This is a genomic window from Bacillus luti, assembly GCF_009739945.1.
Taxonomy (GTDB): domain Bacteria; phylum Bacillota; class Bacilli; order Bacillales; family Bacillaceae_G; genus Bacillus_A; species Bacillus_A luti.
The window spans coordinates 2,036,464-2,055,281 of sequence record NZ_CP040336.1 but is presented as its reverse complement, the minus strand read 5'-3'; the positions used below and the strand labels follow the sequence as shown (position 1 = coordinate 2,055,281).

Genomic DNA, 18,818 nt, shown 5'->3' with positions numbered 1-18,818 from the left:
AATAAAAAATTTAAAACAATAAATTCCTATACAATATACTATGAACATATCGTACGGACTGCCTGTACTTTTAATAGAGGTTAATAGTTTTGAAAATTACCAGCATTAGCGATAGCTGGTTTAGGCGCTCGTGATATTATGGGATTTTGCGTTGTGAACTTATTATATGCAGGTTGTATCATTAGTCTATGTTTCTTATTTATTTAAATGAAAAACTAGTTTTATACTAGCTTTTTTACACAATAAATCACTTATTTCCCACGCAATTTATAATCGTTTCCCACTCTATCTCCGTAAGATGTAATGACTCAAATGCAAAAAAATCTTCGCAAATTTTTTCGATCAGGTGTGGATGTTCCCTCAAAAAATTCCACTGTAACGCTTTAGGAAGAAAATGTATTTCATATTCTTTACTTCCCCTTACTATCTCATCCACTTCTCTTTCACAAATCCCTCTTAACAAGTAGTCATTTCTTAACTCTATTTGAATTTGCTGAAATATTTCGCTACATTTTTTCAATTGAAGTAAACATGTAATATACGTTCGCAAAAGTTCATTATCATACCCACAACAGTTTATAATACGATCGACTTCATTCATAATGTACGAGCCTTTTCTTCTATTTGTAATAACCACTTTTCCCGCTTCTCTAGTTTACTCGTTTTCACAGATTGAAATACTGAACGTTTTATATCGCGAATGCCGCAAAAACGTAAAACGCCTCTCTTCATTACAATCCAATCTGCTGATCGGTATAATAAAGCGACGTACCATAAAGGCGAATCCAACGTATTAATAACCCACGCTTTCTTTCCGGTCAATAATCCTTTCGGCAGAGCACCTTCATATTTATAAGCAAATCCCGCTACGAAAATACGGTCAATAAATCCTTTTAAAATAGCAGGCATCCCCCACCACCATATCGGATAAATGAAGAGAAGAGTATCTGCCTCTTCCACTAATTTTCTATATCGCGCTGTCTCTTCCTCACTTACTAAATCACGCCTTTTCTTCTCTTCATTAAATACAAGCACTGGATCAAATTGTTCCTTATATAAATCAAGTACCGTAACCGAATGATTTGTTTCCTGTAATCCTTTTTGCACATGCTCTAAAATGGCCCCGTTAAAACTTGAAGGATTAGGATGGGCGTATATAATTAGTACGTTCATTGCAAAACCACTCCCTCTATAGTTAAAGCTTCCACTTCTCTAACATCTTCTCTACAACTTGCACGTTTTTCGAACTTTGCAACAAACGATTTAATACTGTGAGTAACTCTTCCTTTTCTAAATCTTTCAGTTTCTCTTTAACTGTACTCTCACCTACATGTTGAATATCATAAACGACCGCCGCCATATGTTTACAATAATTTTCATATGGACACTCACAGCTACTTTCTGTAAAATCCTCTAAATCAATAATTACTTCGTAGTTCCCTGCATTTCCAGTAACGAAGGCAAATATTTTCGTATCTTGTATTTCGACATCTTCTACATGTCCTTCTTCATAATATTCATATCCTTTATCCATAATGTACTTAGGAATCCACTTCGTTATATCGTTTAATAAGTAAGCGTACATAACAACACCTCTTCCTTTAATTCCCTTTTGACTTCCAAAACCCTGCATGTTATTCTAATAACTGTCAAATAGCAAGTCTATATGACAAAACGACTGACACCTATTCGGCGGAGGTGTCTCTTTTCATTTGCAGCCGATATGAAGTGCCTCTTTCAGGCACATTCAATCTTTGACACTACACACTCAACACCATTCCCTGTATCAGGCTGCTTAAGCAGTCTTTTACTCTACATACTTCAAAAAAAAAGAGAGCTTAGCTCCCTTTTCCCGCCTTATAAAATACCCCTTTTTCAGCATAGAGATATTCATCAGCTAATGTAATTTTTCCATCCAGTTTCAGTTCATCTAATAGTCTTGATAAATAAAATTGATGTAACATCTTTTTCGTGAATTTTCCTTCATGATGCGAAACGATATGTTCTTGAATATCTAACAATGATATTGGCTTATCTTGCTCTATCATATATTCATAAACTGTACTACGCAGTTTTACGTATTTTTCGAGTGTCACAGTACTTCGCACCCCCTTTCTTCTTAATATAAATTTTCGTAATCGGTTTTTTTGCAATAAAAAAACCTCTCCGATAAGAAGAAGTTACGTATATCTTCGTCTTATCTCCCAGAACAAATATGTTCTGCTGGAATTAGCACCTGCATCGCGGTTGCTGGGTTTCATCGGGCCAGTCCCTCCACCTCTCTGGATAAGAAAATATTCACTTAATTCCTACTATACGTAATTTCATTTTAATTGTCAAATAAATATAACAAATTATATTTTGTTCCTTACTGTTCATACTATACATATATGAATATGCAAGGAGGATTATGAAATGCACGAAAATGCTCGCGGATATGTCCAAAATTCTTTTCAATCATTACAAGAAGCAAAACATTGTTTAGAAGAAGCGCTACAGACTGTTGAAAAAGATTTTAATCGCGCTCGTATTGAACAATCCCTTTATGCGATCGAACAAGCTATTCAACGCTGCGATTACACCGTTCACATTTTAGAACAAGATTGAAAAAACTTCCCATCAATTTGGTGGGAAGCTTTTTCAAATGGCATACTTCATTATTATTGCCGTTATAATTAAAAAATATACAGAATTCACAATTTCTAAAATCCCTACTTTTATGATAGAAATCTTTTTGCCATACAACACTATTGCTCGAATAACACTTGGTATAAAAATAAGAGAACACAATGGATTAATAGTAAAAATGATAATCGTTAATACAATATGATAACCCCAAGATATAAAACGATACTTCGGATTATTTTTCTCACGTATCATCGTTTTCACATAAAACGTACTTCCTAAAAAATATAAAAATGAAATAAGCGCAATGAATAATGCTGTTTTATCTATAAGTTTCATTGAAAAATAATAACTGACTAAACCACCGATACAGAAAACAATAATCGCGAAAATGTCATTTAGTAACGCTCTTTCATTCTTTTGACGAGCGTAATACATATTTACAATAAATAATGGAATCATGACTACTACGAATAAAAGAATTCGCCATTCATATAATAAAGAAATCATCCCAAATACGAACGCAATAATAAAATATAAAATTGCGGCATGTAAATATTCTTTTTTTCGTTTTTGTTTTATGTACGTAAGGAATGGATACGTAGCTAAATAGATGAAAAACCAAGCTAAAAACAATGGAATATGATACATAGTAGGTTTCCCAAGTATAGCGCTTAATAGAAATGGTATAACGAGCATCGCCCATGCCCCATGTTGCTTCGGAATAACTAACTTCATTAACTATACACCTCCCTTTTGAAAATAATTCTCACCTACTATTATACAAATAATTTCATATAGTAACGGATATATATTGGACTATTTTTTGACAATAAAAAATGCTCCTTACAATATGTAAGAAGCATGAAAGAGGCAAACGAATATGTAAGTCGCGACCCTACCTTATATAAATATGCTTTTCTATGCCATGTTATGCTTATCTAATATGCCATATTTCCTTTTAAATCTTGTAAGAATCGTAATCCAAGAAGTACTAAATAGTAGTAAGAACACAACATTTGAAATCGCATGACTCAAATCGAAGTAAAAACTTGCGATATAGTATGAAATAACTGTTTCCCACGTTGCTTCCTGTATAAAACCGAGTAGTCCCCAGAAATTCATGATCCAGCCAAATAAAAAGCCAACGAAGAATCCGTATAGTAGTCTTCCCCATAACTTTTTCATTAAAAATGTATTGCGTAATAATCCAGCTATGAAACCAATCATCCCCCATGAAAACATTTGCCACGGCGTCCACGGACCTTGCCCTAAAAAGATGTTAGATACAATCGCCGCTGTTGCACCGATCATAAAACCAGTCTCACTCCCAAACACGATTGCAGAAACGATAATAACGAATGAAGTCGGTTGTACACTCGGTAAAATCGAAAATGGTACGCGGCTAACTGCTGCGATTGCTGCTAATACGGCAACGAGAACAATTTCACGTGAAACAAACGCCTTTCTTTCAAAGCGGATATAGAATGGTAACATAATAACAGCTAATAAAAACAAGCTACTTAACAAGTAATACCCGTCCATGATAAGTGTAGTAAAGAACAATGTGGCTATTATAACTGCAAAAATACATATTATGAATGCAACATATCGCTTGGACACGCTTCGTACACATCCTCCCACGTTAATGCATATGGCAATTCTTTTCGAATGAATCGATTGATCGATGTTGTATAAAAGAAGTTACCACTAAAAAATTCTTTCGGTGCATCATTCATAATAACTGCTCCGTCAAATAACATCATACATTGATCCACATATTTCGCCGCAAATTCAATATCATGCGTTGCCATTACAATTGTTGTACCTTCTTTTTGTAACTTCTTAAATAACTCTCCTACTCTTTCTTTCTTCCATGGATCGAGTCCCTTTGTCGGTTCATCGAGTAATAATAACGTTGGCCTTGACAATAACGTTGTACATAACGCAAGTAATTGTTGTTCTCCCCCGCTACAATCATGCGGATGGCGTTCTTTAAGTGCATAGAGCCAAAACTTTTTAAGCTGATGCTCTGCTATTTCTCTTCCTTGTTCTCCGTATAACTCACGTGCACGTTCATACACTTCATCCCACACTGTATCAAATGTGAAATGATAATACGGATGCTGCGATACATACCCGATACTTTTAAATCGTTCTTTTGAATCAATTTTATGTATCACTTTACCTTTCCACTTCACTTTTCCTCTTCTCGCTTTTTGTAACCCCGCTAAAATCGTTAACAGTGTAGATTTCCCAGTACCATTTTTCCCAACGAGCGCTACCCATTTTCCTTTTTCAATCGATACGGTTAAGTCTCGTAAAATAAGCGGGCTATTTTTTTCATATTGGAACGAAATATGCTCTGCACTTAAAATGACTTCTTGCTTTTCACTTTGTACTATTGGCTCATTTACATATGGTATCGCTGAAAAATCATTCATTTTCATTTGTGCTTCTCGCACTGTAAACGGAATATCGTTCGCATTCCACTCTAAAAACAATCTTGGAATTTGCGGAATAAATGGACGGAACTTTTCTACTTCCCACATATTCGCTACAACCGTTTTCGGACTGCCATCATACACGATTCGGCCGTTATTCATACAAATAACGCGCGTTGCGAGCGGCATTACCTCATCTAAACGATGTTCACTTAAAACGATCGTAATTCCAAGTTCTTCGTTAATACGCTTTAACAATCCTAAAAACTCTTTCGCAGCAATTGGATCTAATTGTGCTGTCGGTTCATCTAATAATAATAATTTCGGCTGCATAACTAATACTGCAGCTAAATTGACAAGTTGCTTCTGCCCGCCAGATAACGTATGAACAGATTGATGCAATAGATCTTGAAATCCTAAGAAACTAATAAGCTCGGCTATTCTCTTTTGAATAATATGAGATGGTAACCCGATATTTTCTAAAGAAAATGCTAATTCTTGAATTACTGTATCCATTACGAGCTGATTTTCTGGATTTTGAAATACCATGCCAATTTCTTGGGCAGATAACAAATCCGGTACATTTTCTAATAAAGTACCATCATAATATGTGTCTCCAGTACACTTACCGATTGGAAGTAATTCCTTTTTAAAATGTTTTAATAAAGTCGTCTTTCCAGATCCTGATCCTCCAGCAAGTGCAATGAACTCTCCTTTTTGAACAGAAAGAGAAATATGCTGTAACGCGTATTCGTTTTCATCAGCATATACAAATGATAAATTGTTTATTTCTGCATGCGCCACCATAGCCATTCCCTTCCTTCCATTATAATTGGTAAACTAATAAACATCGTAAATACGACAAACATTATTCCATCATATTGCTGAAATAAAATCGATTCGACTTTCGGATAAATAATTAATTTTCCTCCGCCATAATTACTAAAGATGACCGCGGCTATGAATAGAATCGTTAAATAACTGAGCGTATACCAATCGCGTCTTTCCATTCTATATCGAATATACGTCGTACGCTTCGTTACACCAAATCCACGAGCTTGCATAGAATCTGCCGTTTGCAGTGCATCCTCTAACGAACAAATTAATAATACTTGCAGCAATTGCATACCATTTTTCACGCGCTCAATAATGGAACCTGCATCAACTTGTACACCTTTCGTTTTTTGGATGAGTGTAATTTTCTGCAACCGCCTAATAAACAACGGCACAAACCTTACTGTAATCATCGTTAACAATGCAACTTTCGGTGAAATTCTAGAAAACAAATATAAAAATTTATGACTTGAAATAATATCATTATACGACGCGAACGTGAACATAACTGCAACTAACAATAACCCCATTACTAGTCCGAACATAATTGCCTCAAGCTTAATACGGCTATCACCTAACCAAAATAACGTAGTTCGGCCTCTATGCGTTAATAACGAATTAAATAAAATCACCATAAAAAAGAAGACGATTGTGCTCGGTAACATCTTTCTTATCTTTTCGCTATTCCCTTGCATCACATTTAACATAACGATTAATAGTATTGCTCCAATTAAAAAAAGAGGATGAAGACACATCATACATAGTATCATCACCCCGATATAATAGAAAAAATTCACAAAAGGATGTAAAGAAGAAAAACTTATTTTCATAGTCCTTTACCAAATACCTTTCTTATTTTAATACAAACACCCACTCGATTGTATCTCCTGGTTTTACTGTAGCTACACCTGCACTATAGTTTGGAAACGCACCGTTCACACGATATTTCCATCCACTAGTAGCCGTAACATCTTTTTCATATAAATCATTAATACCCTTTACATAAATATCACCTTTAGAACCCATTGCATCAACATCTAATCCCGTACGCTGCAATACTTTATAAACAGTATCGCCTTCTTGTACATCAATCTTTTTCGCACCTAATAAGTATCCTTCATTACCTTTTACTGAGATCGTAACTTGTTTTGCTTGCGGCACTGGTTTTGGTTCAGGTTTCGGTTCTGGCTTTGGTTCTGGCGGAACCGGAACAGTTACTTGTTTCTCTTTATTCGGATCAACTTTTTGCTCCTGCTTCGGTGTTTCTTTTGGCTGATTGACAACCTTCGCTTCTTCTTTTACTTCTGGTGCTTTCGGTTGCTGCTCTTGTTGTTTCTCTTCTTGTGCTTTTTGCTGTTCTGGTTGTTTCGTAGCAGCCGGTTGTTCCTGAGGTTTTTCTTCTTTCTTAACTTCTGGTTGTGCCTGCTGTTTTTCCTCTTTCGGCTTCTCTTCTACTTTTTGTTCTTGTTTCTCTTTTTGCTCTTCTTGCTTATTTTTCTCTTGTTCAGCTTGTTTTTCCTCCGGTTTTCCTTCCGGTTTTGCTTCATCTTTTTTCTCTTCTTGTTTCGCAACCTCTTCTTGCTTTGGTTCTACCTTCTTCTCTGGCTGTACAGCCGCCTCTTCACATCCAGCAAGTAGTCCGAGCGAAAGCATTAAAGAAATGAACCATTTCACCTTACTCATGTTATCTCTCACCTTTCATACGAAAATTAGGAGCAAATAATTGCTCCTAATTTTTGTTAAGCTGCTTTACGTCTCCATAATACATATGCAGAAGCAATACACAATACACCCACACCTACTTCTGTAGCTGCACTATGAGAAGATGCTCCTGTTTTCGGTAGTGTGCTACCGTTTCCGGATTTTTTATTTTTAACCGGTTCGTTATCAACAACAACTTTTAAATTGTCATCTTTTATTTCTTGTTGCACTTGTTTTTCTTCTTGTGGTTGTTCAATAACTTCTTTTTCTACTACAACTTTTTCTGAATCCACATTAGGCTTTGTATCGATTTCAGTAACAGATACATTTGACCAATCATAAATTGACTTTCCAAGTTCTTTAAACTGAATTAAAGCTAATAATGCTTGCTCTGTAGCCATTCCGCTACCGTTTTGATCACTTGGTAACCATTTGAATTCACCATTTGGAAGCTGATATGACAATAGGTTTTGCACTGCCTTATGAAGACGATTTTGATCTACATCTTTCACAAGTGATAACCCAATAATTGCTTGCGCAGTACTATTTGAATTTTCTTGTCCATCTGCAGAAAAACCGCCATTTTCTAGCTGCTCTTTATATAAATACGCAACAGCTTTTTGCACAGCTGGTTTCACATCTAGTCGCTCTTGATAAGGGGCTAATGCTGATAAAACCATAGCCGTAACATCAACGCTACTAGCACTTTCTTTACTGCTTGCACTATCATAAGTCCAACCACCATCTGTGTGTTGCGTGTTTAAAAGTGACTCTACTAACGCAACTCGATTCCATTTTGATTCAACTGGGATCTCATACTTCTTCGTATCAAATGCAAGTAAAGCAAATGCATAACCTGTAACAGAATTTACTTTATCTGATTCATACAATTTTTGAACTAAGTTATGTTCGCCTACCTTTTTCGGATCAGCATTCATTGCATTCATCATAATAATCGTTCTAGCTAAATCCGTTGCTGTAAAACGATTCACACGCTTTTCTACTTTTTCTGTTACTGCTTTAACGTAATTTAATTGCGCCTCAATCGGTACATTCTTTCCAGAACGAGCAAGTCCTAAAGCTACCCAATCACTTTCAATTCCATCTTGTAACATCTTTTCAGACGTTTTAGAAATTGCTTCGTTTACTTGTGCTGCTGGAACTTGAATGTTCTCTTGCTTTGGTTGTTCTGGCTTTTCTTGTTTTGGATCATCTGTCTTTGGTTCTTCTGGTTTTTCTTGTTTTGGATCATCTGTCTTTGGTTCTTCTGGTTTTTCTTGTTTTGGATCATCCGTTTTTGGTTCTTCTGGTTTTTCTTGCTTTGGATCATCCGTTTTTGGTTCTTCTGGCTTTTCTTGTTTTGGATCATCTGTCTTTGGTTCTTCAACAGTTTTACAAGTTCCAAATTTATCTAATGTTTGCTGTAATGTTTCTTGACTCATATTGCTCCAGTCTGAAACAAAGCGGAATACAACAACATCTCCAGACTCTAATTTATAACTATCTGCTCCTACTTGTGCAGCTTTATCATTTACATCATACAACCAACCGCTTGTGTCCCCAGCCATTAAGCCGTCGATGCCTTTTACATACGTTCCAAACGACATCGTTTCAGATACTACTTTGTCCCCCATGACTTTTTGCAGCAAACTTAAAGCTGTTTCCCCATCTTTAATTTGCTCTTCTTTCGGACATAACATAATGCCCTTTTGTGATTCACCAACAATTGCAAGTTTCGCTGTATTTCCTTCAGCAAACGTAATATGTACTGTATTCGCAAAAGAAACAAATACAAGTGTAACTGCCATTAACGACGTAAGCAGCCATTTTTTTAACATTGCCATCCCAAAATTTCCTCCCTTACTACCATTTACACAAAAAAAGGCCCTTCAAGGGCGTGCGATTGACACTCTCTTTTTGTAAAAGTGCCGAACAAAAATGCACAACACCTCCTACCCGCATCATTTGCGGCTATATTTGTATAGGAAAAATAATTTCGTTCATGAACGTATCATTGTGATAACATTCACTTTTCTAGGCAAAACTAACTTCCATTTAAGTTATCGTAAAACGATAAACCTATACATTCTGTAAATTTTAAATTTCTGTATTATTTTACTATTGACAAAGGATTTTGTCCATGTTTTATCGGATTTATTTTCTAAGAATAATAACTTTTTAATCTCTTAACTATGCAAACTCTTTTCACTAATAATGACGCCATCTTCGTCCACATACACATAATCATTTGGCTTCCATTCTACTTCTCCAAATTGCAATGAAATATTCCTGTCACCTTTTCCTTCTTTTACACTTCTATTTGGCATCGTACCTAACGCTAAAATACCAATATTAATATTCTTTAGTTCACTAGAATCACGAACATATCCATTCACAATAATCCCTGCCAACTTTCTTTCCTCTGCAATAGCTGCTAAATTATCACCGAGTAACGCACAATTCGTAGAAGCTCCTCCATCAACAACTAATACCGTTCCTTCCGGTAATGTTTGCAATCCTTCTTTCACTAGTACATTATCATCTTTCACTCTTACCGTTGCAATTTTCCCGTGGAATTGTTCTTTCTTCCCAAAAGATCGAAAAGACTGGCGACATATTTGTAATTCTTTTTCAAACTCATCACATAAATCTGTAGTTTTCCACATCATTTTCCCTCTTTTCTTTTTCCTTCTATATAACATATTCTTGGATTATTTTCGTTTCCCTGTCTAATGTTGCAATAATTTGTATGTAGACGAACGATCTTTGAAAACCAGATTGCAATTTTCTTCCGCAAAACCTTCTATACTATTGAAACGTTATTCACTACTTCAGTAGTGAATAAGAAAACAGCAAATACCCCGAAACAAACAACTTTTGTCGTTCATGTCGGGGTTACTTAGCCTTTCTTTACTAGAAATAATTTTATTTACTTGGCAACGTATCGATATACTTTTTAACTACTTCATATACATATTCTTGATTTGCCGCTGCTGTGTTTGGATTGTATTTTCCGCCGTTCGTTTTATTGTTAGATAACACTCGAATTCCTAAAAATGGTACGTCATACGCTTTTGCGATTTGCGCTGCTGCAGCGCCTTCCATTTCTTCAACAGATGTACCGTATTTTGTATGGAACCATTTAATTCTATCCACTTCATTATTCCAAACATCTGCTGAACCAATCGTACCTTCAACTACTTTACCTTTTGTATATGTGTCTTTTACCGCATTCGCTGCTGCAAGTAAATCCTTATCGCCCTCATAGTATCGGACCTTCTCAGCATTTGGATCTTCTCCTGCACTTCCTTCAGAAGCCATTAAGTCCATAGCAATCCATTTTGTCGGCTCAATCCCTTGATTCTCATCCATATTTGTTGTTTTTAATGACCCGATGTTTGCTACTTGTTTTCCTAAAACGATATCAAATACATTTAAATTTGGATCATGTCCACCTGATGTTCCTTGGTTAATAATTGCCTGAGGCTTATATTTTTCAATAGCTACTGCTGTAGCGGCAGCTGTATTTTCCATTCCTTTACCTGTTTTCGCTACGATTACAGGATAATTGTCGACAGTTCCTCTATAAAATACGAAAGTTCCAGACTTTTCTTCTTTCACATTTTTTAACCTTTTTGCAAACTTTTCAGCTTCTATCGGCATTGGCCCTTGAATTAAGATTGGTTTTTGATTGCTTTTTGCCTCAACTTGTTTCGGACTCGCATTACATCCCGCAAGTATCGAGAATGACAATGCAACAGTAGTTACTAGGGCAGCACATTTTTTCAACGTATTCTTCTTCATAAATAATCTCCTCTTTCTCTTGTTGTTTTCTATACTCGATACTTTTGGTCCAAACAAAAAAGTTCTAGAAATTGTAGAAGAACCTCTACTTTCTAGAACTACGGTAGTCAAAGTTAATTAAGCATATGCAAAATTATAGATCGGTAGCGCACATTACATAGAGCGACCGAATACTTTAACCCGTAGTCCAGTTCTTTCATTGGGAACTAGGTAGAAACGCTCGGACCATATTACCGAGTATACGAGTGATGTTATTCAAAATTATTATATGGATAATATAACAAACTATTAGTGTGCACGCAATAAAAATATGAACATTTTTTAGTTAAATTTTAAAAATATTCGTTTTTAAAGCCGACAAATAATAAAAATACTCATTGAAAAATATAAAATTGCGTAAAAACCAAAAAAACCTATGTACTAAACTAACCTAAAATGGTCAATATTTTACAGACAATTACTCTTCCTTCTAACTCCAGTTCAAATTTCTATATGACTATTAAAAAACTGAAACACAAAAACAGGCAATGGAGAAAATGCTGTCCATTGCCTGGGAATAAAGTGAAACTTTAATCAGTGGGGGTTTTCTTCATCCCCCACTGATTATTAGCCTTCACCAATCGGACTTTTATGGGCAGCCCGACCCCCACCTAACTTCTTTGCTTTCACTGAATTTTGAGGTGGGGGTCTTACTGCCCATTAAAGCGGGATAAATAAAATATGTGATGTATGACTTACTTCTTAACTATTTACTTTTTATCTTTCGTATAGACGATGTAGCTAGGCTCATTATAAACCCATTCATCTGTACCAATTCTTAGCCAACCATTCTTTTCTTCGTATACTGTAGCTTTTTCACCTTTGCTTGCTTTTCTAACAACAGAGTAGCTAGATCCTGCTCCGCTGCGAACATTTACCCCAATACCATTTATTTCAACCGTACCAATTCCTTTTTGAACGTTACCAGTTTCAATGACTTGAAGCATGTTTAAAATGAATGCTGCAGTTTCACCACGAGTTGTTGTTCCTTTAGGGACATACAAGTTATCTCCCATACCTGTTACAATACCTAAGCCGTATAATCTTTGTACAGCTTCTTTATAGATAATTTGATTTTTATCTGCAAATGGTAAGTTTACCAATGGTCCATTTATTCCTTTATACTGTAAAGCTTTATTTACAATGACCGCTGCTTCTTCTCTTGTAATAGGTGTGTTAGGATCAAAATTACCGTCTCCTCTACCAGAAATGATGCCTGCACTTGCAGTACGTTTAATACCATCTCGTAAAGTTGAATTTACATCATTTAAATCTTTAAACGTCGCATCTCCAGCTGGAAGACTTAAAGAATTCGAGATTAATTGCGCAAACTCAGCTCTTGTTACAGATCTATTAGGCGCAAAAATGCCGTTTCCTTCTCCTACCATAATACCTCTTCTGTTCAAATCACGAATAGCCGATTCATACCAACCTCCCGTTATATCGTCTGTCGGTTGATAAAATTTATTATAATATCCTTCAACGCCATTTACGAATGGTACCCATTGTCCACTATTAATCAACATATCGGGACAGTTTTTACCACTCCATTTTTGATGTTTTACGATGTTGTTTAATGGTACACCCGTTTCTTTCATTAAATAAGCTGCAAGTTTCTTAGCGTTATCGACTGCCTTATTGTAGTCACCATCACTATTAACTGCAATTTCAATTGCAATAGATTCTCTATTACCTGGCCCATCACCATCTCCTGCGTGCCATCCGTTCTCGTTTAATGGTAAGTGTTGATAAATTTCTTTATCATCTACTGTAAAGTGCCATGATGCAGCTCGGTCTGTTTCCCCTACTGCTTGGTTATATAAGTATTGAGCGTGGCTTTTAGCTCCTGCTCCTACGCTTTTATTATCAGTCTCATGAATTGTAATATACTTTGGAATCATATGATTTTGAGGGCGAATATTATCGTTACCTGCTGGAACAATCCATTCCGTGAATGGAACCCCGTTTATCGTACTAGAAACTGTAGGTGCTGAGAAAGCAAGACTACGCTTTGTTCTACTTGAATTGTGAGGAACCGTTAATGTACCCGTTTCTTCATAAATACCTTCTGAACTTTGAAGACTGTCCACTTTCTTATTATTGACAGTACCTCCGCCGCGTCCATCTACCCCTTCAAAACTTTCTTCAATACTTTTTAAAACTTGTTCTTCTGATACTTGAAGTTGATCTGTCCCGCTTTGTTCCTGAATACTTATAGATTGATGGTTATTTACAGATGGCTGTTCTTCTGCAAACGATACCATCGATGAGGATAATACCGTTAGTCCTGCTGTTAATGCTACTACTTTTTTATTCAATCTAATACTCATATTTAATTTAGTATATCTCGCTATTTTAATAGATATACCTTCCTCCTCACACTTCTTCTAATGTACATCCTAATAGTTACATAACACCTTCATTTTTCATTACATATAATCAATCGAAATCTATACATTTTCCCAGATAAATCAATATGTAAGAACATTTCAAACAATTATTAAAGAGAATGATAGAAACTATACATGACATTTTACTTCATATGTCGTGCTTTTTCTATGAAATTCACATTTTTTTTAATCTTTATTATAAATTAAAAAGAAAAATTTCTTATGATAGGTTCTTTTAAGAATCATTGTTATGAGGGTGTATCGGCTTCTGTAATAGAGTTAGTTAAAGAATGCTGTTTCCTTCGTGGGATTGAAACGACAATTACAAAAAAGCCCGATTGGTGTAGGATTCATAGGTACCCACACCAATCGGACTTTTACAGGTAGTTACTCTCTCTTCCAACTTCCTCATACTGCGAGATAAAATGCGCATCCATCCAATTCACAATAATTTCTTCCAGCTCTGGATGAAGTGGCTTTCCCGCGCCTGCTTCATAATTCTTTTTAAACTCTAATGCTTTAAACTCACCTTCAAAAACTTTCAAACTATGATCCATATTTTTTATTACATGTACTTCAGAATCACCCTTCACATACTCACCAATTCGACTCGCTCTTTCAGAATCAGCCTGAATATCTTTATCACCAGCGATAGCTAGCACTGGACATGTTACTTGTTGTAAGTCCTTATAAATATCATGCTGAAAATGCTCTCTAAACCATTTTGCATTCATCGGTTTAAAACCAACTTTAATCGTATCTTTTTCTGTGTTCATCATTTTCTCTTTTAATTTTTCCATCTGCTTTTCTCCACGTTTCTCTACATTAAGAAGACGCATTAACTTTCCTTTTATTCCTTTTTGTTCTTTTAATTCTTTATAAGCAATTTCCCTTTGTCTTTTCGAAGCTTCTTCTAATGATTCCGCAGCTCCCGTAAGAAGGATGAGCCCATTAACTGATGTTCTTGCGTTCACTACAGTTGCTAACATACATCCTTCACTATGACCTGCTAAAATAATATTTTCCGGATCAACAAATGGCTGTTCTTTTAAATACGTAATCATAGCCTCTATATCACTAACCAAATCCCACATTCCAGTCTTCAGAAATGCCCCTTCACTCTTTCCTACTCCGCGCTTATCAAAACGGAGCGTCACCACTCCAAGCTTCGCAAATACATGTGTTAAATCTTTATATATGTTCGACTCAAGCTTTAGTGGTACTATCGTTCCATCACGATCAACTTCTCCAGATCCAGCGATCATTACAACAGCAGCATACTTCCCGTCAACTTTCGGCTTTGTAATCGTTCCATGCAAAGTAAATTCACTATTTATCGCTACTTCATATTCGTCAAAGGTCATTATATTTGTCCTCCCACTATTATTTTATATCCAATTTAAATTTCAAACTCGCTACAATATTTTTATACTCTATTAAGTCTTTCATTGATTCGAAAATTGGATTCTCTGCAATACTTTGTAACATGCTCCGCTTTATAATTTCTTCATTTCTGACCGTTTTAGCGCCGAGCGGAAATTCTGCAAACCATTCATCAATCGCATCAAAATAGGAATCACCGTGTAAATGTAGACTATTTACTGTAAAGCTCGCCGCACAAACCGCCGCATATTTCCGTAACATTTCTAATGCTCTTTCATAGTTTTCATGCATACAGCATACTTGCGCAGCAGCATAATAAACTTTTAAGGTCATATTAGGATGCAATTTTTCTATTTCATAAATATCTATTAATTTAAAAGCTCTATTTAAAGCCATCTCTACCTTTTCTTTGTTTGAGGCATTTACTAATACAAAACTCGATATTGTCGAAACGAATTGCATTAAATGTTGATACATACTAATTTGCATAATTTCATTCGCCTTTTCAGCATTTCCAAGCATTTGATACGCTTGTGCAATTAGATCTTCCTCTGGAACGTTAGGACGTATCATTCCACCAAGCAATTGCAGCACTTCATTCGGTTTATTGAGTAGAAGATAGCAAGTTGCTTGAAACGATACCGCCTCTTTCGCAAGCGAAACATCTTCACTTTCTTCCTGTACCCTATTAAAGAGATGAATTGCCTCTTCTAGCATTTCAATTCTTTTATTCGTATCCTCTGTTAACATATGGTGATTAATAAAAAGCACTCCCATTTGAATTAATAATGGAAAACAAGAATAATATTTTTTTATGATTTCCTTGCATTCCATCATTACTTCATCAAACGGCTCTTCACTAAAAGCTTCCGCTAGTCTATGATATAAACCCTTAATATCTTCCTGTTTCATTTGTGGTGTATAACAAATTAATTCATCTATACTTACGTTAAAGTACGCTGCTAACAATGGTAAAAATGTAATATCCGGATAACTCTGCCCCGTCTCCCATTTGGAAACAGATGCTTTTGTAATACCGATATACGCCGCTAACTCTTCCTGCGTAATTCCCTTTTCTTTTCTCTTATCCGCAATTACTTTATGAATGTTTATCTCCTTCACATCATCACCTCATACTTTTATTATATGCTTTTATTTCAAACAAAATATGGATTTGAAGTCGACTTTCGTTAACAAAATCAACTGTTAGGAAACATCTGTCTAAAATCAAAGGCAGGAACATATTTGATATGTTCCTGCCTTTTTAATGTGGGTACCGCTACATAGCCATCTAGCTAAGATTTTGAAGTGCTTCAAAATCAAACATTTCATCTCACCATAGTTTTCTATGGGAATCCATTGAACAGCTTATTTAGTCGGGTAAGCGGGGGGCATCGCTGCCCCCAACTCCCCTCAGAACCGTACGTGACAGTTTCCCATCATACGGCTCAAGCCTTCTTTTTATCCGATTTCAGTCCCTTTAGTATAGGCAAGGTAAGTGAACTAATTTTAAGTTTAAATTAGACAATATGAGGTGTTGCGGAACAGGCATGTCTTTTACGACTACCTTTTCCCCGTTTTGTAGTGGAGTTTTGCAGATAGCGCAGCGGTAACCTTGTTTTCTAGCCAGCTTCATTCTATCCATCGTGTTTTCCGTATCAAATACCTTACGGTCTCTTTTTTCCCAGTATTCTTTCAATGTTGGGTCATCAGGACTATTTTTTGAATTTCACCATGTTGTGTCTCTCAATCTTAATCCATGACATATGTAAGAGTTGGATATTTGTTTTCGGGCAGGTTGGTGTCCAAGCATTTCCACCATGATGTGGATGCCTGTAATATCTTGCATATATCCATTTCCACGACTTCTTTGGATGGAGCTGTCGAAGATGTTTGCCGATTCTCCAATAGATATAGCTATCCATTGTACCAAAGATTTTCTTAGAAACGACATGTTTCCAGTATTGCCCGTATCCTCTGATAATAGGATTAAGCACTCGGATGATTTCTCCGATGGGTTGACCCCTCATGACACGTAAAGTATCTCCAATTTTCTTCTTCGCTTTCTGTCTACTGCCCTTACTTGGTTTGATGAACAGTTTATTCCCCTGTTCAGTTTGGTACTGCCGAATCAAGAATCCTAGGAACTCAAATCCTTCCTCAATATGTGTAACCTTCGTCTTTTCAGGGCTTAATTCCAATCCCCTGTCCTTTAAGTAGGGACGAAGTCTCATATATACAGAGAGTGCTTGTTCTTTTGTCTCCGTTAAGACCACAAAATCATCTGCGTAACGGATAAGGGTAAATTTGCAAGCAGGATTCATAATATAACTATCATTAGCTTTATAGTTTTTCTTGTAAGTAATTCCCAAGGTTTCTTCCATTCCATGAAGGGCAATGTTAGCGAGAAGTGGCGAGATAATTCCTCCTTGCGGAGTACCTTCTTGCGTTTCCGCGAAAAAGCTTTGCTCCATGTATCCCATCTTGAGCCATCGCTTCAATAGTTTTCTTCCTGGGAAGTAAGAAGTTTGTTTGAGTATCCACTCATGGTTGAGATGATCAAAACAGCCCTGAAAATCTCCTTCAAATATCCATTTCTTCTTTGTGCCCCCGTTGATTCTATTGAAAATGCTTCGTATGGCATCATGGGTACTTCGCTTAGGACGAAACCCGTAAGAAATAGCTTCAAATCTGGCTTCCCACTGTGGTTCAAGGGCATTTCGCACTATATTTTGATATACCCTATCCTTTATAGTTGGGATGCCCAACGGTCGCAATTTTCCGTTTTTCTTCACAATGTATATACGTTTTGCTGGTTTTAGTCGGTGTTGTAGCGTATTTAACTTTTTGAGTTGCTCATAGAGAAGATTTCTTTCTCTGCGACTCAAGGCTGTATGTTCATCAACACCTGCTGTTCGCTTTCCTTTATTCTGCTGTGTTACTCGTCTAATTGATAACAGTAAGTTTGCTTCGCTTCTCATGAGTAAGCGTTGAAGTTTTCTTACCTTTCTTTGTTGCTGTAACTGTTCGGCACGGTAAATTCTTTGTCGTAACTTCGTCACATACATCTGAACTGCTTTCCAGTTTGTATACGAGACGTGCGCCGACGCTCGTTCTGAGGTGTTCATAACTGCACGCTCCTATTCGTCAGAAGATAACTTACAAATGTATTTCCATGTTGAAGACCTATAAGAAGTGGGCTCCCTTTCAGGCTTGTCATGGGTTTGTCCGTAAGGACGACAATATCCGCTCAGTTATACATATTTCTATGCTTTCCTGTTTCCTTTCGGCTAGCGGCTTTTGCTTTCTCTTATATCCTTTACCCTCTGCCACATCGTTTGACTTTACAGTCATCCTACTGCTTGCGCAGATGACATAGGGCTTACCAAGTTTCACATTCCACAGATACGACAGGGTTAGGTGGACTCTTTACTCCGGATAAGTTGCGGGATGCAACGCGGCAGTATTATGAGAATGCCTTTCCTCTTATCAAGACCTGGGTAGAGCTGTACATTATCCCAAGCTAACGATTACGAAGCTTACGAGCCTTCACTCTCGTTCACCGTACCTGTCTTCTCCTAGCGGTATTCCGAGTCAT

General features: G+C 36.4%; 16 protein-coding genes, 2 pseudogenes and 2 riboswitches. Of the genes and pseudogenes, 2 read left to right on the top strand and 16 right to left on the bottom strand.

The annotated features are described in order from the left end of the window. Positions 1-96 precede the first annotated feature (96 nt). Positions 97-207 (top strand): annotated as a pseudogene (locus tag EUC40_RS10530) (TIGR00366 family protein); the annotation flags it as partial. Positions 208-247: 40 nt separating this feature from the next. Here the strand turns inward: EUC40_RS10530 and EUC40_RS10525 are convergent. The 4 genes from EUC40_RS10525 to EUC40_RS10510 form a co-directional block, all read right to left on the bottom strand. After that, on the bottom strand, positions 248-601 hold the full coding sequence (locus EUC40_RS10525; RefSeq protein WP_156574926.1) for a group-specific protein: 354 nt from the start codon (positions 599-601) through the stop codon (positions 248-250). Then, the gene (locus EUC40_RS10520; protein WP_156574924.1) at positions 598-1,173 is read right to left on the bottom strand and encodes an NAD(P)H-dependent oxidoreductase; all 576 of its coding nucleotides are present in this window, start codon (positions 1,171-1,173) and stop codon (positions 598-600) included. The genes EUC40_RS10525 and EUC40_RS10520 overlap by 4 nt, the downstream gene beginning before the upstream one ends. 22 nt (positions 1,174-1,195) lie before the next feature. Then, a complete protein-coding gene (locus EUC40_RS10515; RefSeq protein WP_156574922.1) occupies positions 1,196-1,633 on the bottom strand; it encodes an SWIM zinc finger family protein in 438 nt (145 codons plus the stop codon). Positions 1,634-1,838: 205 nt separating this feature from the next. Next, positions 1,839-2,096 carry a hypothetical protein gene (locus EUC40_RS10510; RefSeq protein ID WP_084064850.1) on the bottom strand — a complete coding sequence of 86 codons (258 nt, stop codon included), beginning with the start codon at positions 2,094-2,096 and terminating at the stop codon, positions 1,839-1,841. Positions 2,097-2,194: 98 nt separating this feature from the next. Further along, positions 2,195-2,293, bottom strand: a riboswitch (SAM riboswitch). Between the two features lie 122 nt (positions 2,294-2,415). Here EUC40_RS10510 and EUC40_RS10505 point away from each other — a divergent pair. After that, a complete protein-coding gene (locus EUC40_RS10505) occupies positions 2,416-2,607 on the top strand; it encodes a hypothetical protein (protein WP_000545003.1) in 192 nt (63 codons plus the stop codon). 33 nt (positions 2,608-2,640) lie between these two features. Here the strand turns inward: EUC40_RS10505 and EUC40_RS10500 are convergent, their stop codons facing one another. From EUC40_RS10500 to ltrA, 12 genes and pseudogenes are all read right to left on the bottom strand, one after another. Then, positions 2,641-3,363 carry a YwiC-like family protein gene (locus EUC40_RS10500; RefSeq protein WP_156574920.1) on the bottom strand — a complete coding sequence of 241 codons (723 nt, stop codon included), beginning with the start codon at positions 3,361-3,363 and terminating at the stop codon, positions 2,641-2,643. A gap of 183 nt (positions 3,364-3,546) precedes the next feature. Next, positions 3,547-4,248 carry an ECF transporter S component gene (locus EUC40_RS10495; protein ID WP_151627057.1) on the bottom strand — a complete coding sequence of 234 codons (702 nt, stop codon included), beginning with the start codon at positions 4,246-4,248 and terminating at the stop codon, positions 3,547-3,549. Beyond that, positions 4,221-5,882, bottom strand: a complete 1,662-nt coding sequence (locus tag EUC40_RS10490) for an ABC transporter ATP-binding protein (protein WP_156574917.1) — start codon at positions 5,880-5,882, stop codon at positions 4,221-4,223. The genes EUC40_RS10495 and EUC40_RS10490 overlap by 28 nt, the downstream gene beginning before the upstream one ends. Further along, entirely contained in the window at positions 5,855-6,733 is an 879-nt protein-coding gene (locus tag EUC40_RS10485) for an energy-coupling factor transporter transmembrane component T (protein ID WP_156574915.1), read from the bottom strand. The genes EUC40_RS10490 and EUC40_RS10485 overlap by 28 nt, the downstream gene beginning before the upstream one ends. Positions 6,734-6,755: 22 nt before the next feature. Beyond that, positions 6,756-7,586, bottom strand: coding sequence for a DUF4430 domain-containing protein (locus EUC40_RS10480; RefSeq protein ID WP_156574913.1), 831 nt, complete (start codon positions 7,584-7,586; stop codon positions 6,756-6,758). A gap of 56 nt (positions 7,587-7,642) precedes the next feature. Continuing rightward, positions 7,643-9,448 carry a DUF4430 domain-containing protein gene (locus tag EUC40_RS10475; RefSeq protein WP_156574911.1) on the bottom strand — a complete coding sequence of 602 codons (1,806 nt, stop codon included), beginning with the start codon at positions 9,446-9,448 and terminating at the stop codon, positions 7,643-7,645. A 342-nt stretch (positions 9,449-9,790) separates the two neighbouring features. Continuing rightward, positions 9,791-10,270: a ribonuclease E activity regulator RraA gene (gene rraA, locus EUC40_RS10470; RefSeq protein WP_156574909.1), complete on the bottom strand. Its 480-nt coding sequence runs from the start codon at positions 10,268-10,270 to the stop codon at positions 9,791-9,793. A gap of 259 nt (positions 10,271-10,529) precedes the next feature. Continuing rightward, on the bottom strand, positions 10,530-11,408 hold the full coding sequence (locus tag EUC40_RS10465; protein ID WP_156574907.1) for a 5'-methylthioadenosine/S-adenosylhomocysteine nucleosidase: 879 nt from the start codon (positions 11,406-11,408) through the stop codon (positions 10,530-10,532). 163 nt (positions 11,409-11,571) lie between these two features. Continuing rightward, positions 11,572-11,673, bottom strand: a riboswitch (purine riboswitch). 484 nt (positions 11,674-12,157) lie between these two features. Continuing rightward, positions 12,158-13,777, bottom strand: coding sequence for an S-layer homology domain-containing protein (locus tag EUC40_RS10460; protein ID WP_156574905.1), 1,620 nt, complete (start codon positions 13,775-13,777; stop codon positions 12,158-12,160). Positions 13,778-14,214: 437 nt separating this feature from the next. Further along, complete coding sequence (locus tag EUC40_RS10455) at positions 14,215-15,201, bottom strand: alpha/beta hydrolase family protein (protein WP_156574903.1); 987 nt, start codon at positions 15,199-15,201, stop codon at positions 14,215-14,217. A gap of 19 nt (positions 15,202-15,220) precedes the next feature. Beyond that, the gene (locus EUC40_RS10450) at positions 15,221-16,342 is read right to left on the bottom strand and encodes a helix-turn-helix domain-containing protein (protein WP_156574901.1); all 1,122 of its coding nucleotides are present in this window, start codon (positions 16,340-16,342) and stop codon (positions 15,221-15,223) included. 358 nt (positions 16,343-16,700) lie between these two features. Then, positions 16,701-18,348, bottom strand: a pseudogene (gene ltrA / locus EUC40_RS10445) (group II intron reverse transcriptase/maturase). Between the last annotated feature and the right edge of the window lie 470 nt (positions 18,349-18,818).

What these genes read in the sequence shown, in the direction of transcription:
- EUC40_RS10525 (WP_156574926.1), bottom strand. Translation starts at nt 601, where the DNA reads ATGAATGAAGTCGATCGTATTATAAACTGTTGTGGGTATGATAATGAA.
- EUC40_RS10520 (WP_156574924.1), bottom strand. Translation starts at nt 1,173, where the DNA reads ATGAACGTACTAATTATATACGCCCATCCTAATCCTTCAAGTTTTAAC.
- EUC40_RS10515 (WP_156574922.1), bottom strand. Translation starts at nt 1,633, where the DNA reads ATGCAGGGTTTTGGAAGTCAAAAGGGAATTAAAGGAAGAGGTGTTGTT.
- EUC40_RS10505 (WP_000545003.1), top strand. Translation starts at nt 2,416, where the DNA reads ATGCACGAAAATGCTCGCGGATATGTCCAAAATTCTTTTCAATCATTA.
- EUC40_RS10500 (WP_156574920.1), bottom strand. Translation starts at nt 3,363, where the DNA reads ATGAAGTTAGTTATTCCGAAGCAACATGGGGCATGGGCGATGCTCGTT.
- EUC40_RS10490 (WP_156574917.1), bottom strand. Translation starts at nt 5,882, where the DNA reads ATGGCTATGGTGGCGCATGCAGAAATAAACAATTTATCATTTGTATAT.
- EUC40_RS10485 (WP_156574915.1), bottom strand. Translation starts at nt 6,733, where the DNA reads ATGAAAATAAGTTTTTCTTCTTTACATCCTTTTGTGAATTTTTTCTAT.
- EUC40_RS10480 (WP_156574913.1), bottom strand. Translation starts at nt 7,586, where the DNA reads ATGAGTAAGGTGAAATGGTTCATTTCTTTAATGCTTTCGCTCGGACTA.
- EUC40_RS10475 (WP_156574911.1), bottom strand. Translation starts at nt 9,448, where the DNA reads ATGGCAATGTTAAAAAAATGGCTGCTTACGTCGTTAATGGCAGTTACA.
- rraA (WP_156574909.1), bottom strand. Translation starts at nt 10,270, where the DNA reads ATGTGGAAAACTACAGATTTATGTGATGAGTTTGAAAAAGAATTACAA.
- EUC40_RS10465 (WP_156574907.1), bottom strand. Translation starts at nt 11,408, where the DNA reads ATGAAGAAGAATACGTTGAAAAAATGTGCTGCCCTAGTAACTACTGTT.
- EUC40_RS10460 (WP_156574905.1), bottom strand. Translation starts at nt 13,777, where the DNA reads ATGAGTATTAGATTGAATAAAAAAGTAGTAGCATTAACAGCAGGACTA.
- EUC40_RS10455 (WP_156574903.1), bottom strand. Translation starts at nt 15,201, where the DNA reads ATGACCTTTGACGAATATGAAGTAGCGATAAATAGTGAATTTACTTTG.